The sequence below is a fragment of the Isoptericola halotolerans genome, assembly GCF_045689585.1.
In the GTDB taxonomy this organism is placed as follows: Bacteria; Actinomycetota; Actinomycetes; order Actinomycetales; family Cellulomonadaceae; genus Isoptericola; species Isoptericola halotolerans_B.
Genome location: NZ_CP140108.1, coordinates 72,821 through 88,080, shown reverse-complemented (window position 1 = coordinate 88,080; position 15,260 = coordinate 72,821). Strand labels below are relative to the sequence as shown.

General features: G+C 73.7%; 16 protein-coding genes. 10 read left to right on the top strand and 6 right to left on the bottom strand.

The features are described 5' to 3' along the window. Positions 1 to 108: 108 nt before the first annotated feature. From UQW22_RS00375 to UQW22_RS00365, 3 genes are all read left to right on the top strand, one after another. Complete coding sequence (locus UQW22_RS00375) at positions 109 to 1,518, top strand: PspC domain-containing protein (protein ID WP_407318879.1); 1,410 nt, start codon at positions 109 to 111, stop codon at positions 1,516 to 1,518. Then, positions 1,515 to 2,174: a LuxR C-terminal-related transcriptional regulator gene (locus tag UQW22_RS00370; protein ID WP_407318878.1), complete on the top strand. Its 660-nt coding sequence runs from the start codon at positions 1,515 to 1,517 to the stop codon at positions 2,172 to 2,174. Before UQW22_RS00375 ends, UQW22_RS00370 begins: the two co-directional genes overlap by 4 nt. Positions 2,175 to 2,403: 229 nt before the next feature. Then, entirely contained in the window at positions 2,404 to 2,637 is a 234-nt protein-coding gene (locus tag UQW22_RS00365) for a hypothetical protein (RefSeq protein ID WP_407318876.1), read from the top strand. Here UQW22_RS00365 and UQW22_RS00360 read toward each other — a convergent pair. The 4 genes from UQW22_RS00360 to UQW22_RS00345 are packed head-to-tail and all read right to left on the bottom strand — an operon-like array spanning position 2,612 to position 7,251. Continuing rightward, on the bottom strand, positions 2,612 to 3,340 hold the full coding sequence (locus tag UQW22_RS00360) for a sirohydrochlorin chelatase (protein ID WP_407318874.1): 729 nt from the start codon (positions 3,338 to 3,340) through the stop codon (positions 2,612 to 2,614). The two genes, UQW22_RS00365 and UQW22_RS00360, sit on opposite strands and share 26 nt — an antisense overlap. Positions 3,341 to 3,396: 56 nt before the next feature. Further along, positions 3,397 to 4,638 carry a uroporphyrinogen-III C-methyltransferase gene (gene cobA, locus UQW22_RS00355; RefSeq protein WP_407320863.1) on the bottom strand — a complete coding sequence of 414 codons (1,242 nt, stop codon included), beginning with the start codon at positions 4,636 to 4,638 and terminating at the stop codon, positions 3,397 to 3,399. Positions 4,639 to 4,654: 16 nt separating this feature from the next. Next, the gene (locus UQW22_RS00350) at positions 4,655 to 5,530 is read right to left on the bottom strand and encodes a phosphoadenylyl-sulfate reductase (RefSeq protein WP_407318872.1); all 876 of its coding nucleotides are present in this window, start codon (positions 5,528 to 5,530) and stop codon (positions 4,655 to 4,657) included. After that, a complete protein-coding gene (locus UQW22_RS00345) occupies positions 5,527 to 7,251 on the bottom strand; it encodes a nitrite/sulfite reductase (protein ID WP_407318870.1) in 1,725 nt (574 codons plus the stop codon). Before UQW22_RS00345 ends, UQW22_RS00350 begins: the two co-directional genes overlap by 4 nt. 352 nt (positions 7,252 to 7,603) lie before the next feature. On the opposite strand from UQW22_RS00345, the gene UQW22_RS00340 reads away from it, so the two are divergent. Together UQW22_RS00340 and UQW22_RS00335 are read left to right on the top strand one after the other, a co-directional pair. Beyond that, positions 7,604 to 7,975, top strand: a complete 372-nt coding sequence (locus UQW22_RS00340; protein WP_407318868.1) for a hypothetical protein — start codon at positions 7,604 to 7,606, stop codon at positions 7,973 to 7,975. Between the two features lie 43 nt (positions 7,976 to 8,018). Further along, positions 8,019 to 8,501, top strand: coding sequence for a DUF456 domain-containing protein (locus tag UQW22_RS00335; RefSeq protein ID WP_407318866.1), 483 nt, complete (start codon positions 8,019 to 8,021; stop codon positions 8,499 to 8,501). On the opposite strand, the gene UQW22_RS00330 is transcribed toward UQW22_RS00335, so the two are convergent. Beyond that, positions 8,470 to 9,060 carry a TetR/AcrR family transcriptional regulator gene (locus tag UQW22_RS00330; protein WP_407318864.1) on the bottom strand — a complete coding sequence of 197 codons (591 nt, stop codon included), beginning with the start codon at positions 9,058 to 9,060 and terminating at the stop codon, positions 8,470 to 8,472. The genes UQW22_RS00335 and UQW22_RS00330 overlap by 32 nt on opposite strands. A gap of 90 nt (positions 9,061 to 9,150) precedes the next feature. On the opposite strand from UQW22_RS00330, the gene UQW22_RS00325 reads away from it, so the two are divergent. Both UQW22_RS00325 and UQW22_RS00320 read left to right on the top strand, forming a co-directional pair. Then, positions 9,151 to 9,777, top strand: coding sequence for an NAD(P)-dependent oxidoreductase (locus UQW22_RS00325; RefSeq protein ID WP_407318862.1), 627 nt, complete (start codon positions 9,151 to 9,153; stop codon positions 9,775 to 9,777). 22 nt (positions 9,778 to 9,799) lie between these two features. After that, positions 9,800 to 10,240 carry a GNAT family N-acetyltransferase gene (locus UQW22_RS00320; protein ID WP_407318860.1) on the top strand — a complete coding sequence of 147 codons (441 nt, stop codon included), beginning with the start codon at positions 9,800 to 9,802 and terminating at the stop codon, positions 10,238 to 10,240. A 9-nt stretch (positions 10,241 to 10,249) separates the two neighbouring features. Here the strand turns inward: UQW22_RS00320 and UQW22_RS00315 are convergent, their stop codons facing one another. Continuing rightward, positions 10,250 to 11,857, bottom strand: coding sequence for a DUF389 domain-containing protein (locus UQW22_RS00315; RefSeq protein ID WP_407318858.1), 1,608 nt, complete (start codon positions 11,855 to 11,857; stop codon positions 10,250 to 10,252). 94 nt (positions 11,858 to 11,951) lie between these two features. Between UQW22_RS00315 and UQW22_RS00310 the strand changes: the two genes are divergently transcribed. The 3 genes from UQW22_RS00310 to UQW22_RS00300 all read left to right on the top strand — a co-directional run bounded on the left by UQW22_RS00310 (position 11,952) and on the right by UQW22_RS00300 (position 15,259). After that, entirely contained in the window at positions 11,952 to 14,669 is a 2,718-nt protein-coding gene (locus UQW22_RS00310; protein WP_407318856.1) for a UvrD-helicase domain-containing protein, read from the top strand. A gap of 78 nt (positions 14,670 to 14,747) precedes the next feature. Continuing rightward, entirely contained in the window at positions 14,748 to 15,077 is a 330-nt protein-coding gene (locus UQW22_RS00305; protein WP_407318854.1) for a type II toxin-antitoxin system Phd/YefM family antitoxin, read from the top strand. Next, a complete protein-coding gene (locus tag UQW22_RS00300; protein ID WP_407318852.1) occupies positions 15,005 to 15,259 on the top strand; it encodes a Txe/YoeB family addiction module toxin in 255 nt (84 codons plus the stop codon). Before UQW22_RS00305 ends, UQW22_RS00300 begins: the two co-directional genes overlap by 73 nt. Position 15,260 lies beyond the last annotated feature (1 nt).

The window sequence follows — 15,260 nt, the reverse complement described above, 5'->3', positions numbered from 1 at the left end:
CTGCCGGGTCGACGAACCATCGGTTGATCCCCTGAACCGACCCTGATCCCCGCACCAGGAACCCCGGGTTCCGCGCCGGCGGGCCCCCTGACGTGCCACGATCAGGGGGTGACGACGATCGAGGCCCCCGCGCGCCTGCCGCTGCGCCGCCCCCGGCAGGGGCGGTGGCTCGGCGGCGTGTGCGCGGGCGTCGCGGTGCACCTCGGTGCGTCGGTGCGGCTCGTCCGCCTGGTGATGGTCGTGCTCGCCCTGATCGGTGGCATCGGCCTGGCGCTCTACGTCTTCTGGTGGCTCACCGTGCCCGCGGGGGATCCGCACGATGCCGCGCAGGAGACCCGCCCCGCGACGCTGGCCCGCCTCGCCCCGAGGCTCCGTCGCAGCGGACCGGTCGCCGGGCTGTCGCGGCGCGACGTCGGGATCGGCGTCACGCTGCTGGTGGTCGCCGCGCTCCTGGTCGCGCTGCGCTCCGGGTGGGACCTGCCCACCATGTGGCTGCCGCTGCTCGTCGTCGCGGGCGGCGCCGGCCTGGCCTGGAGCCAGCTCGACGCGGTGCAGCGGTCCCGGGAGACCGGTGCGGCGCCGTCGCGCTCCAGCACCCTGCTGCGGCTGACCGGCGGGCTGGTGCTCGTCACGGCGGGCGTGCTGCTGCTGTTCGTGCGGGGCACGCCGGCCACCGAGCTGTTGACCGTCACGCTGGCGTCGCTCGCCGTGCTGGTGGGTGTCGCGCTGGTGCTGGCACCCTGGTGGTTGCGGCTCGTGCGTGAGCTGGGCGACGAGCGTGCGGCCCGCGAGCGCGAGGCCGAGCGGGCGGACATCGCCGCCCACCTGCACGACTCGGTGCTGCAGACGCTGGCACTGATCCGGGCTCGAGCCGACGACGCCGACGAGGTCGCCCGCATGGCTCGCGCCCAGGAGCGTGAGCTGCGGGAGTGGCTCTACGACGACCGGCAGGAGCCCGGGACGTCGTTGTCCACCGAGCTGCGCGACCTGGTCGGCGAGGTGGAGGACGGCCGGTCGGCCGAGATCGAGCTCGTCGCCGTCGGGGACTGCCCGCCCACGTCGACGACCACCGCCCTGCTGCAGGCCACCCGCGAGGCGCTGGTCAACGCCGTCGTGCACGGTGCGCCGCCCGTGACCGTCTACCTGGAGGTCAGGGACGGCGCCGCCGAGGTCTTCGTCCGTGACCGGGGCGACGGCTTCGACCTGGACGACATCGCCTCGGACCGGTTCGGGGTGCGCGAGTCCATCCTCGGCCGGGTCCGACGGCGTGGCGGTACCGCCGAGGTGGTCAGCCGGCCCGGCTGGGGGACCGAGGTGCGGCTCTCCGTGCCACGCGACGCCGGCCAGGAGAACGGCGCTGCCTCGCCGTCGAGCCCGCCCGAGCCGGGCGAGCCTGCCGAGCCGCCGGAGCAGCCGGAGCCGGCCGAGCGACCTGAGCCACCGGAGCCGGCCGGGCCGTCTGGGCCGGCCGCTCTCGCCGACCCGCCGCCCACCCGCGACGAAGGAGCCCATCCGTGAGCGAGTCACCCGTCCCCGTCGTCCTCGTGGACGACCACCACATGTTCCGCACCGGCGTGCGGGCGAGCCTCGACGGGCGGGTCCGCGTCGTCGGGGAGGCGGCCGACGTCGACGAGGCGGTCGCCATCGTCCACGCCGAGAAGCCGCCCGTCGTCCTGCTCGACGTCCACCTGCCCGGCGGCAACGGCGGGGGAGGTGCCGAGGTGGTGCGCCGGTGCGCCGACCTGCTGGGCGGGACGCGGTTCCTCGCGCTGTCGGTCTCCGACGCCGCCGAGGACGTCGTCTCGGTCATCCGCGCGGGGGCGCGGGGCTACGTCACGAAGAACATCTCGGCCGCGGACCTCTCGGGCGCCGTGGTCCGGGTGGCGGGCGGCGACGCGGTCTTCTCGCCCCGGCTGGCGGGCTTCGTGCTGGACGCGTTCGGCACGGCCGCCGGCGACGTCGCGGTCGCCGACGACGAGCTCGACCGGCTCTCCAAGCGGGAGCAGGAGGTCATGCGGCTCATCGCCCGCGGGTACACCTACCGGGAGGTCGCGGGCGACCTGTTCATCTCGGTCAAGACCGTCGAGACCCACGTGTCCGCGGTGCTGCGCAAGCTGCAGCTGTCCAACCGTAACGAGCTCACGCGCTGGGCGGCGGCACGCCGGCTGCTCTGAGCGCGGGCCGGGTGGGCGCTCGTGTAGCATGTCTGGCTGCGACGACGCGAGGACCTGCCGTGACCCGCGATCAGCTGCCCGCGGACGCCCTCGCCCTGGTGGACCGGAACGTCGGGACCGGTGTCGAGGAGGTCGACCGACCTCCGACGGGTGATCGGGTCGCCGGGTGGATGCTGTTGGTCGGGCAGGTCGCTCTCGCCGTGATGCTCACGGTGGTGGGGTACATGTGGTGGGCGCTCGTCGGCCTCGGCTGCTCGACACCCCGAGCGAGGCGTGCGAGGCGACGGAGATCGAGGCGCTCATGGGGCTCTTCGCGATCCTGCCCTGGGTCGTGCTGCTCGCCACGCTGGCCTGGATGATCGTCCGGATCCGACGCCGGCTGCGCATCTGGTGGGTACCGCTGGTCACGGGGGCGCTGCCCCCGGCGTCGTTGTTCCTCAGTATGCTGCTGACCCCGCCATGACCCCTGCGCGATAGCGCTCGATCACCACGTCGACCAGCTCGTCCGGGGCGTCGGCGTCCGGCAGCAGCAGGGGACCGGCGGTCACGTCGCCGCCGGCCTTCTCGGCCAGCGTCTGGAAGTAGCCGGGGGCGATGAGGTAGCTCGCGGTCACGACTCGGGCGCCGGGGTGCTCCGCCCGCACCGAGGTGACCACGTCGGGCACCCGTGGGGTGGCGTTGGCGATGTAGCCGACGCGCACCGGGTGCCCGGTGCGCTCGGCGAGCAGCGTGCCGGTGCGTTCGCAGTCGGCCACGGCGCGGGGGTCGGACGACCCGGCCGCGGCGAGCACGACGACGTCACCGGCGGCCAGTCCGGCCTCGGTCAGGCGACGTCCCAGCAGGTCGACGAGGCGCGTGTCCGGGCCGAGGGCACCGGCGAGCCGCACGTCGATGCCCGCGGCGACGGCGCCGTCGATCTCGTCGCGCAGGTCGACGTGCACGTGGAAGCCTGCCGAGAGCAGCAGCGGCACGATCACCGAGCGGGTCTCGCGGAGCCCGTCCAGGCACGTCGCCACGTCGGGCTGCTGCACGTCGACGAACCCGGCGTGCACGGGCACCTCGTCCGCGAGCCGGGCCGCGACGGCGTCGACGAGCGTGGCGACAGCCCCGGCCCCGACGGGTGACGAGGTGCCGTGCGAGATCGCGAGGAGGGTCGGTGCGGTCATGCCCGCCACGCTACGTGCCGGATCGAACGCCGGGGTGACGACCGCGTGACCGGGTGTCACGGCGCGCTCACAACCCGGTCCGGGGCGACGTGAGGTCTCCAGTCGGGCGCGAGCCGCACGACGTCTCCCACGACGGTCACGGCCGGTGGGCGCACACCGGCGGCCGCGGCACGCTCGGCGATGTCCGCGAGCGTGCCGAGGGTCGCGCGCTGGCGCGGACCGTACCCGTCCTCCACCACGGCCACCGGGGTGTCGGCCGGACGCCCGGCCGCGACGAGGGCCTCGGCCGTGCGCGCGAGCCGCGTGACACCCATGAGCAGCACGAGCGTGTGATCGGTGCCGCCCGGGACGTCGCCGACCGCCTCGTGGGCGGTCAGCACGCTGAACCCGCCGGCGACGCCGCGGTGCGTCACGGGGATGCCGACGGCGGCGGGCACCGAGACGGCCGACGTCACGCCCGGGACCACCTCCACGTCGATCCCGGCGGCCCGGCAGGCCGCCATCTCCTCACCGCCGCGACCGAACACGTACGGGTCGCCGCCCTTGAGCCGCACGACGTCGCGTCCGGCCCGCGCGTGCTCCACGAGCAGCTCGTTGATGCGCTCCTGCGGGACAGGGTGGTTGCCGGCGGTCTTGCCGACGTCGATCACCTCGACGTCGTCGGCGAGGGTGTCGAGCAACGATCGGGGCCCGAGGCGGTCCACGACGACGACGTCGGCGCTCGCCAGGAGCCGCCGACCGCGGCCGGTGACCAGGCCCGGTGCGCCGGGCCCCCCGCCCACCAGGGCGACGCGACCCGCCCCGTCGGCCTCGGCCGGCGGGCGCACCCGGCGCAGCGGCAGCTCGCCGGCCTCCAGGGCCGCGGCGACGCCGTCGCGGAGCCGTACGGCGCGACGCGGGTCGCGGCCCGCGTGGACCGCGACGGTGACGTCGTCCGACCGGGTGACGGCGGGGACCCAGGCCGAGGCCCGGTCGGCGTCCGAGGCCACGACGCAGAAGGTGCGGGAGACCTCCGCGTCGTCGGCCACGGCGGAGTCCACGGCCGGGTCGCCGGTCGCCGTGTGCACGAGCCAGGCGCCGTCGAGGTCGCCGGGCTTGTACCGACGCGCACGGTGCTCGACGACGCCGGCCGCCACCAGCGCGGCGAGGTCGTCGCTCAGCGCCGGAGCCACGGCGCGGAGCGTCGCCCCGGCGGCGAGCAGGCCACGCACCCGACGCGCGGCGACCGGCCCGCCGCCGACGACGACGACGAGCCGGCCGCGCACGCGCAGGCCCAGGGGGTAGAGATCGTCCACGATGCTGATCCTCGCAGGCTCAGATGTGCAGGCCGCACTCGGACTTGTCGACGCCGGACCACCGTCCGGCGCGCGCGTCCTCGCCCGGCGCGACGCGGCGGGTGCAGGGCTCGCACCCGATCGACGGGTAGCCGTCGTTGAGCAACGGGTTGACGGTCAGCCCGTGGGCGAGCGCGTAGCCGACGAGCTCGTCGTCGGACCAGGCGGCGACGGGGTTGATCTTCACCAGGTTGTTCGACGCGTCCCAGGAGACGAGCTCGGCGGAGGCGCGGGAGCCGGAGTCCGCCCGGCGGACGCCGGTGGCCCAGGCCTCGTAGCCGGCGAGCAGGTCTCGCATGGGCTCGACCTTGCGCATGCGGCAGCAGGCCTCGGGGTCCCGGGCGAACAGGTCCGGCCCGTATGCCTCGTCCTGCTGCGCGACGCTCAGCCGGGGCCGCACGTCGACGACGGTGACGTCGAGCGAGTGCGCGACGGCGTCCCGGGTGCCCAGCGTCTCGGCGAAGTGGTAGCCGGTCTCGCCGAACAGCACGTCGACCCACGGGAGCTGCTCGCTGACCAGGGCGGCCAGCACCGAGTCCGTCATCGAGGACGCGACCGCGAGGGAGTCGCCGAACTGCTCCACCGCCCACGCGATGACCTCGTGCGCCGAGGCCTCGTCCGCCGAGCCGATCCCGGACCCGCCCAGCTCGCGCCGCCCGCGAGCGGCGATCTGCGACAGCTCGGCGTCCGAGCGTCGCCGCCGTTCGCGTCCGTCGACGCGTGCCCGGTGCCGGGCACGCGACTGCTCCCGCTCGGCGGCGCGGCGCCTGGCCGCCGCCGCGGCACCGGCCAGGGAGGAGGCGGGAGCACTCGACGCGTTGGGGCCCACGCCGAGGCTGACGGAGACGGCCGTCACCGGAGGGCCTCCTCGTCGGCTCGGTGCGCCCACTGGGCGAACGTCTCCGTGCCGTCCCGGTCGGACTCGTAGCGGCGCACGACGCGCTCCACGTAGTCGGCCACGTCGGTCGCCGGCACCTTCAGCCCGCGCACCGTGCGGCCGAGCTCACCGGCCTCGCGGCCCTGGTCGACGAGCCCGCCGCCCAGGTGGACCTGGAAACCGGGCACCTGCTCGCCGTCGACGGTGATGATCTGGCCCTTGAGCCCGACGTCGGCGGTCTGGATGCGGGCGCAGGAGTTGGGGCAGCCGTTGACGTTGAGCTCGATGGGCTTGCCGAGGCGGCCCTCGATGTCGCCGAGGCGCTCCTCCAGCTCGCCGATCACGCGCGCCGCGGTGTCCTTGGTGTCGACGATCGCCAGCTTGCAGTACTCGATGCCGGTGCAGGCGATGGTGGAGCGGCGGAACAGGCTGGGCCGGGCGGTGAGACCGAGCGGCTCCAGGCCGGCGACCAGGTCGTCCACGCGGTCTGCGGGGACGCCGAGGATCACGACCTTCTGGTGCGCGGTGAGCCGCGCGGACTCGGCGCCCACCGACTCGATGAGGTCCGCGAGCCCGGTGAGGGTCCCGCCGCCCACGCGCCCGACGACCGGGGCCGCGCCGACGTAGAACCGGCCGTCCTTCTGCTCGTGGACACCCACGTGGTCGCCGGGCCGCGTCGCCGGGGCGGGCGGCGGGCCGTCGGGCAGCGCGTGGCCGAGGTACTCGTCCTCGAGGACCTGACGGAACTTCTGGGGGCCCCAGTCCTTGAGCAGGAACTTCAGGCGCGCCTTGTTCCGCAGCCGGCGGTAGCCGTAGTCCCGGAAGATGCGGATGACGCCGTGCCAGACGTCGGGCGCCTGCTCGGCGGTGACGAACACCCCGAGGCGCTCGCCGAGGCGCGGGTTGGTGGACAGCCCGCCGCCGACCCACAGGTCGTAGCCCGCGCCGAGCTCGGGGTGCCGGACGCCGACGAGGGAGATGTCGTTGATCTCGTGGACGACGTCCAGGCTGGGGTGCCCGGTGATCGCGGTCTTGAACTTGCGCGGCAGGTTCGCCAGCTCCGGGTCGCCGATGTAGCGCTTCTTGATCTCCAGGATCACCGGGGTCGGGTCGATGATCTCGTCCGCGGCGACCCCGGCGACCGGGCTGCCCAGGAACGCGCGCGGCGAGTCGCCGCACGCCGTCGTGGTCTCCAGGCCGACCGTCTCGAGGCGGCGCCAGATGTCTGGCATGCTCTCGATCTCGATCCAGTGGTACTGGATGTTCTGCCGGTCGGTGATGTCGGCGCTGCCGCGGCCGTAGTCGGCCGAGATGCCGCCGAGCACGCGCAGCGCAGCCGGGTCGAGGGCCTGGCCGTCCGTGCGTACCCGGAGCATGAAGTAGCGGTCCTCGAGCTCGTGCGGCTCGAGCGTGGCGGTCCGCCCGCCGTCGATGCCGGGTTTGCGCTGGGTGTACAGGCCCCACCAGCGGAAACGGCCGTGCAGGTCGTCGTCGGCGATGGAGTCGAAGCCCTCGCGCGAGTAGATCGTCTCGATCCGCTCGCGCACGCCGAGGGGCGCGGCCTCCTGCTTGAACTCCTCGTTGTGGTTAAGCGGGGTGGTGCCGTCGATCTTCCACTGGCCGTTCGGGCGCGGGGCCCGGGCGGGGGGTGCCGGGGCGTCGGCGGGGTTCTGCGGGGCGGGGGTGGTCTGCGTCGTCATCCTGGGGGGGGGTCCTCGGGTCCTCGGGGGCGGGACGCGCGACGACGGAGGCTCAGCGGAGGTGGGCCGAGACCGACGGCACGCGCCGATGCTCAGGTCCGCGGGTGCGGTGGGGGCTGAGGTGGGGCGCGATCAGCGACAGCAGCACTGACAGCTGCACATGCGCGTACGCAGGCAGGGGCGCGCCGGCATCTCACGACGGGTGGTCGTGAGGAGGCGGGGCGCGGCCGTGGTCATGCCGAGGAATCTAACCCGGGATGCCCACCTCGCGAAACCCCAGGTCCGTATGATGGGACGACGGCCATCAGGTGAGACGGTGCCGGGGCACTCCGCCCGCCGATAGGCTGTCGCCATGGATTTCCTCTACAACGTCTTCACCGTGCTGCACTTCGTCGGCTGGGCCATCGTGCTGGGTGGTTACCTCGCCTCGCTGCGCAGCCCGGGCCTGTACCGCGGGGTGTTCCACGGCGCGGCGACGGCGCTGGTGGCGGGCGTCCTCATGGTCGGGGTCGCGGAGATGGGCGACCTGTGGGCGAGTGGCGGGCCGTCCATGGCGAAGATCGGCGTCAAGCTCACCGTCGCCCTCGTCATCGCGGTCCTGGCCTTCGTGGCCAAGCGCCAGGGCAGCAAGGCGGACAACGGCACGGGCGCCGTCGCCCCGGCCCTCAAGCACTCGATCGGCGCGCTCGTCCTGGTCAACATCGTCGTCGCCGTCTTCTGGTGACGACCCGCGCGGCGACGGCGACCCCCGAGAGCGAGCGCCGCCGATGAGCGTCGTCGGCGAGGTGCTCGTCGGTCTGGCGATCGCCGTCGGGCTGGTCGGCATCATCGTCCAGGTGCTGCCCGGCAACGTCCTCGTGCTGGGTTCCGTGCTCGTGTGGGCCTGGTCGACCGGCGGGACGACGGCGTGGGTCTGCTTCGCCGTCGCCGCGCTGCTGATCGTGGCCGCCGAGACGGGCAACTGGTTGCTCGCCGGCCGGCACATGCGCCGCGCCGAGGTGCCCTGGTCCACGCTCGCCGTGGGCGGTGTCGCCGCGGTGGTGGGGTTCTTCGTGGTTCCCGTGGTCGGGCTGTTCCTGTTCTTCACGCTCGCGGTGCTGGTGATGGAGTACCTGCGGCGCCGTGACCGGCGGGCCGCGTGGCGTGCCACCGTCGCCGCGCTGCAGGCCACCGCGATCACCATCGGCATCCAGCTCCTGGGCGGTCTGGCGGCGACCATCATCTGGGTGGTCGGGCTGTTCCTGACGTGATCGGGACGGTCGCGACGATGCGAGCCGCCACCTCGTCGGCGTCCGGCACGCCGTCATCGCCCTCGTAGACCGCCAGGAAGGCCTCGAGGAGCGCCGCGCCCGTCAGGGTGCGTGCGACCGCCTCGGTGTCGACCCCGCTGTCGACGCGACGTCGGGCGACCTCGGCGTCCAGGTAGGCCTGGACCCGGTGTGCGGGGGTCGCGGGCCCCGCGCCGAGGCGGCGCATCCCGGCCCGGTGGGCGGCAAGCAGCTCGGGCGCGCCGAAGATGGACGCGGCCATCGGGAACGAGCGGACGTAGAAGGCCAGCAGCCCGCGGACGAGCTCCGTCAGGTTCGCGGCCACCGTACGGGTTCCCACGAGGGCATCGGGAGGCGGCAGGTGCGGCGCCCGCTCGGCGAGGACGCCGAGGAAGAGCTCCTGCTTGTCCGTGAAGTACTTGTACAGCAGGGCCTCGGAGCAGCCCGCCGTCCGTGCGATCTCCTTGGTCGTGGCGCGGGCGACCCCGCGCTCGTGGAGCACCGACGCAGCGGCGTCGAGGATGCGGTCCCGCGTGCTCATCGAAGATCCTCCGTGCTCTTGACGTGGTGGCGCGAGTCATCTAATCATAGGGTGAGTAAGCGTTCACTCACCCTTGATGAAGGAGAACCCATGAAGATCGCCGTCGTCGGCTCCACCGGGCGTACCGGACGTCAGGTCGTCCGCGCCCTGCAGGAGAACGGGCACCACGTCGTCGCGGTCGTCCGTGACCCGGGCCGGGCCGGAGACCTGGGGGCCGACGCGCTCGCCGTGGCCGACGCGCTCGACCAGGAGGCGCTCACCGCTGCGATGGCCGGTCTGGGCGCGGTGGTCTCGTGCGTCGGACCCGTTCCCGGCGAGGACAAGGGGGTGCAGGCCGCCGCGTCGGAGGTGCTGGTGCGGGCGGCGGCCGCCGCCGGGATCCGCCGCTGCCTGGTCGTCTCGGCGAGCGGGTGGCTCGTGGACGGCGACGACCCGATGAGCCGCTACCTCGCCAAGCCGATCCTCGCCCGCGTCCTGCGCGAGGAGAACGCGGCCTTCGCGAGGACCGAAGAGGTGGTCCGCGGCTCCCGGCTCGACTGGACGATCGTGCGGCCACCGATGCTGCGCGACGGCAGGGCGCGCGGCTCGTACCACCAGCGTCGCGACGGCAACGTCCGCTGGCGGTACTCGATCCGTCGCGCCGACCTCGCCCGCGCCGTGCGCGACCTGCTGGGCGACCCGACGGCGGTGCGCGCCGTCGTGTCCGTCGCCGGCTGAGCGCGGGTGCGACCATGGGGCCGTGCAGATCCTCACCCGGCCCGTCGAGGCGCTCGACCCCCGCACCGCGTTCGGCATCTGGCGACTGCGCCAGGACGTGTTCGTCGTGGAGCAGGAGTGCGCCTACCCGGACCTCGACGACCGTGACCTCGAGCCCGGCACCCGGCACGTGGTCCTGCTGGACGACGACCGTGTGGTCGGCACCGCCCGGGTCCTCGACGACGGCGACGTCCAGCGCATCGGTCGCGTCGTGTGCCACCCGGACGTGCGGGGGACCGGCGCGTCCGGCGAGCTGATGCGCGCGGCGCTCGCCGCGGCGTCGGCGGCGGCGCCGGAGGCCGACGTGGTGCTCGGGGCGCAGGCCCCGCTGGCGGGGTGGTACGGCACGTTCGGGTTCGCGGTCGACGGCCCGGAGTACCTCGAGGACGACATCCCGCACGTGCCGATGCGGATGCGTCGCTGACCGGAACGCTCAGTCGGACGCCGGCAGGCGCTGCGTCACCACCGGTGTCACGGCCACCTCGAGCGCGTAGGACCCGTCGAGGGCGTCGTCGAGCGCGGACTGCAGGACGTCCAGCGGAGGCAGCTCCTCCGAAGGGCCGACGAGCTCGACCGTCACCGTGGTGTCGCCGACGCTGACGTCCGTGAGGCCGAGAGGCGGGTCGTGGTCGTCGATCCAGTCGTTCACCGCGGCCTGGGCCGCGCGATCGTCCGCGGACGAGGTGAGCAGACCGTCCGTGGTCAGCAGCAGCGGGACGAGGATCACCAGCGCCGCGGCGACGAACGGGGTGAGGGTGAGCAGCACCCGTCGTCCGCGCCGACGCAGTCCCTCCGGGTTCGCGAGCCCGGCCAGGACGAAGACCACCGACGCCGACAGCACGATCGAGACGAAGTTCGTCGAGAACAGCAGCATCGCACCGGCGGCGTCCCCCGGCCGTGACGCGGCGAGCGTCACCCCGACCACGGACAGCGGTGGCACCAGCGCGACGGCGATCGCCACCCCTGCGATCGACGGCGCCACCCGGCGGTCGACCGTGGCGAACGCCCCGGCGGCGCCGGCCGCCATCGCCACGAGCATGTCGAGGAGCGTGGGGTCCACACGGGAGCTGATCTGGCTGTTGGTGTCGAACGGGACCACGGCGGGCACCCACGAGGCGATCGCGATCGCGATGACGACGGCGACGGCGGCTCCTGCGACGATGAGCGCCAGCGACCCGAGCGCGCGGCGGGCCCAGCCGCTCACCACCGCGGCCGACAGGCCGAGGATCGGCGTCATGAGCGGGGCGACGAGCATCGCCCCGATCACCACGGCGGTCGAGTCCTGCAGCACCGCGAGGGTGGAGATGCAGACGCTGAGGACGAGCATGGTCCACCAGGCCACCTGCTTCGCCGCCCGCTCGGGACGCTCGAGGTAGAGCTGCTCGGCCAGGAGGGTGCGACGGCGGGTGCCCACGTCGACGTGCTCGACCCACCACCACAGGATCTCGGTGAGCGACGGGTAGGCGCCCTCGGGGGGCGCGATGATGCCCGTCGCCACCCGGTACCCGTAGGTGAGGGTGACGGCCCCGCCGCAGAGGGCGGCCAGGCCGAGGGTGACGGTGAACCAGTCGACCACGATCTCCGGTGCGGCGATCACCAGCAGCCCGAGGACGAGCCCGACCGCGCCGCTCGCGGCGCGCGGGGTGCGTCGGTCGCGGTCGCGGCTGAGGGCGGCGAGCACGAGGTTCACCGCGCTGCGGAACAACAGGTACGCGCCGCCCAGCAGGAGCGTGGCGTCCAGCGCGTCCCGGAACGACAGCAGGAACACCCCGGCCAGGACGACGGAGGCCAGGCCGCGCAGGAGCGCGGCGGCGCGGGCCGTCGCGCGGGCGTCGTGCCGCCGGACGGCGGTCCACAGGTCGTTGCCCCCGGAGAAGAGCAGCCCGAGGCCGACGACGGTCTCGGCCAGGTCGACGGAGATGGCCGGGACGAGGACGAGCACCAGTCCCATGGCGACGGCGACCACGCCACCGACCGTGGACGGGTTGACGAACCGTCCGGGGCTCCGCAGCAGGTCGGGACCTCGGACCTCAGGATCCATGGCGCGACCGTAGCGGAGCACCGGCGGGACGGCACGCCGGGCACGGCACGCGAGGTCCGGTGGTGTCGGCGCCGGCGCCTAGGCTTGGTCCACGATGACCTCCCTCTTCGACAGCCTCTCGCTGCCCGGCCTCGACGCACCGCCGTCCGGCGACACCGCCCGCCTGCCCCGGACCGCACCGCGGTGGGACGACGACGCTGCCCCGGACTGGGCGCGGCCTGTCGCGGGGGAGCGGCGCGAGCCCGAGGCGGACGAGGCGGCCGAGGCGCTGCTGGACGGCCTCAACCCGAACCAGCGGGCCGCCGTCGTGCACGCCGGGTCACCGTTGCTGATCGTCGCGGGCGCCGGCTCCGGCAAGACCCGCGTGCTCACGCACCGCATCGCGCACCTGCTGGCCACCCGTCGCGCGCACCCGGGCCAGATCCTGGCGATCACCTTCACCAACAAGGCCGCCGCGGAGATGCGCGAGCGCGTCGCCCAGCTGGTCGGCCCGGCGGCGAGCCGGATGTGGGTCTCCACCTTCCACTCGGCGTGCGTGCGGATCCTGCGCCGGGAGGCGAAGACCCTCGGCCTGCGGTCCAGCTTCTCGATCTACGACGCCGCGGACTCCCAGCGGCTGATCACGCTGGTGTGCCGCGAGCTCGACCTGGACACCAAGAAGTACCCGGCGCGCTCGCTCGCGCACAAGATCAGCGACCTCAAGAACGAGCTGATCGATCCCGAGACCTACGCCGAGCAGTCGGGCGGTGACGCGACGCCGGACGGCTGGCGCGAGCGTGCGCTGGCCGGCGGCGGGCTCGCCGACGCGGGTGCCGCGCAGTTCGACGCGGTGCTCGCCGACGTCTACCGCCGCTACCAGGCGCGCCTGGCCCAGGCCAACGCCCTGGACTTCGACGACATCATCATGACCACCGTCAACCTGCTGCAGGCGTTCCCCGCCGTGGCCGAGCACTACCGCCGACGCTTCCGGCACATCATGGTCGACGAGTACCAGGACACGAACCACGCGCAGTACGTCCTGGTCCGCGAGCTGACCGGCGTCCCCGCGAGGAGTGAGCTGGCGAGCCCCGCAGGCGGGGCGCCCGACGGGCCCGGCGTCCCCGCGAGGAGTGAGCTGGCGAGCCCCGCAGGCGGGGCGCCCGACGAGCCCGGCGTCCCCGCGAGCCCCGACGCCACCGGGCTGGACCCTGCCGAGCTCACCGTGGTCGGCGACGCGGACCAGTCCATCTACGCGTTCCGGGGTGCCACGATCCGCAACATCGTGGAGTTCGAGCAGGACTATCCCGACGCCACGACGATCCTGCTGGAGCAGAACTACCGCTCGACGCAGAACATCCTGTCGGCGGCGAACGAGGTGATCGCGCGCAACCCGGGCCGCAAGCCGAAGCGGCTGTGGACGGACGCCGGGTCGGGGGCGAAGATCGTCGGCTACGTCGCCGACGACGAGCACCACGAGGCGCGGTTCGTCGCGCAGGAGATCGACCGGCTCGGCGACGACGAGGGCGTCAGGCCCGGCGACGTCGCGATCTTCTACCGGACCAACGCACAGTCACGCGCGCTCGAGGAGGTGCTGATCCGGGTCGGGCTGCCCTACAAGGTGGTCGGTGGCACCCGCTTCTACGAGCGCAAGGAGATCAAGGACGCCGTCGCCTACCTGCGTGCGCTGGCGAACCCGGACGACGACGTGAGTCTGCGCCGGGTGCTCAACGTGCCCAAGCGCGGGCTGGGGGACCGGGCCGAGTCGCTCGTCGCGGGGTTCGCGGCCGCCGAGCGCATCCCGTTCGGCGCGGCCCTGGATCGTGTCGACGAGATCCCCGGCATGACGACGAGGTCGCTCAAGCCGCTGCGCGTGTTCGCCGCGATGATGGGCGAGCTGCGCGCCCTGGTGGACGACGGCGCCGCCCCGGCCGAGGTGCTCGGTGCGGTGCTGGACCGCACCGGCTACCTCGCCGAGCTGCGCGCGAGCGACGACCCGCAGGACGCCACGCGGGTGGAGAACCTGGCCGAGCTGCACGCCGTGGCCGCGGAGTTCACCGAGATGGACCCGGAGGGTGACCTGGCGGACTTCCTGGAGCGGGTGTCGCTGGTGGCCGACGCCGACCAGATCCCCGACGAGGACGTCGCCGACGGTGCCGCGGAGCACGAGCACGACGAGGAGCCGCAGGAGGACCCGGGCGTCATCACGCTGATGACGTTGCACACCGCCAAGGGCCTGGAGTTCCCGGTGGTCTTCCTCACCGGCCTGGAGGACGGCACGTTCCCGCACATGCGCTCCCTGCACGACGACGCCGAGCTCGCCGAGGAGCGGCGTCTCGCCTACGTGGGGATCACCCGCGCGCGGGAGCGGCTCTACATCTCGCGTGCGGGCAGCCGTTCCGCCTGGGGGATGGCGAACGAGTTCCCGCCCAGCAGGTTCCTCGACGAGATCCCGGACGAGCTCTGGGACTGGCGGCGTGCGGAGTCCGCCACCCAGACGCTGCGCCGCGGCGTGTCCGCGTGGGGCGGTGGCTACGGCGGACCGCGGGCCGGTCGCGTGACCACCTCGTCGGGCGAGCGGCGGGCGTCCGCGACGCGGACCGCCCGGGCGGCTGCGCCGTCGTCGGGCGGGGCGACCTTCGGGTCGGCGACACCGCGCCAGGACACCGACATCCCGTCCCTCGCCCTGGGGGACAGGGTGACCCACGACGCCTACGGCGTCGGGACCGTCGTGTCCCTGGAGGGTGCCGGGCACAACGCGGTGGCGAAGATCGACTTCGGCGCGGACGGCACCAAGCGGCTGCTGCTGCGCTTCTCGCCGGTGACCAAGCTCTGATCGTCCGGCCGAGCGGCCAGGCAGGTACCGGAAGACGTACAGGTCGGGTACAGCGAGAGGTGCCTGAGGGAGGGTTGCATGTCGGAGACCATCAGCGCCGCGGAAGCGCGCCGAACCTTGTATCCGTTGATCGCACAGGTGAACGCGGCCCACGCGCCGGTACGCGTCCACCACAAGGACGGGAACGCCGTGATGATGGCAGTGAGCGACTACGAGGCGTTGCAGACCAGCCTGTACCTGCGGTCGACGGCGGCCAACTCCCGGCGCCTGGACGAGTCGCTGGCTCAGTTGCGTGTCGGTGAGGTGTCCCAGCACGACCTGCTCGACACCGAGTGGTGCGGCTGGCATTCACTCCTCACGGCTGGGAGGACTACGTCTCCTGGCAGACGACCGACCGCAAGGTGCTGAAGCGGCTGAACGCTCTGATCGCCGAGTGCCTGCGCACCCCGACCGGGGGGACGGGCAAGCCGGAGCCGTCGAGGCACGAGGGCGCGGGGGTGTGTTCCCGCCGGATCACCCAGGAGCACCGGCTGGTCTACCACGTGGGTGACGGCACGATCACGGTGGTGCAGGGGCGGTTCCACTACTGAC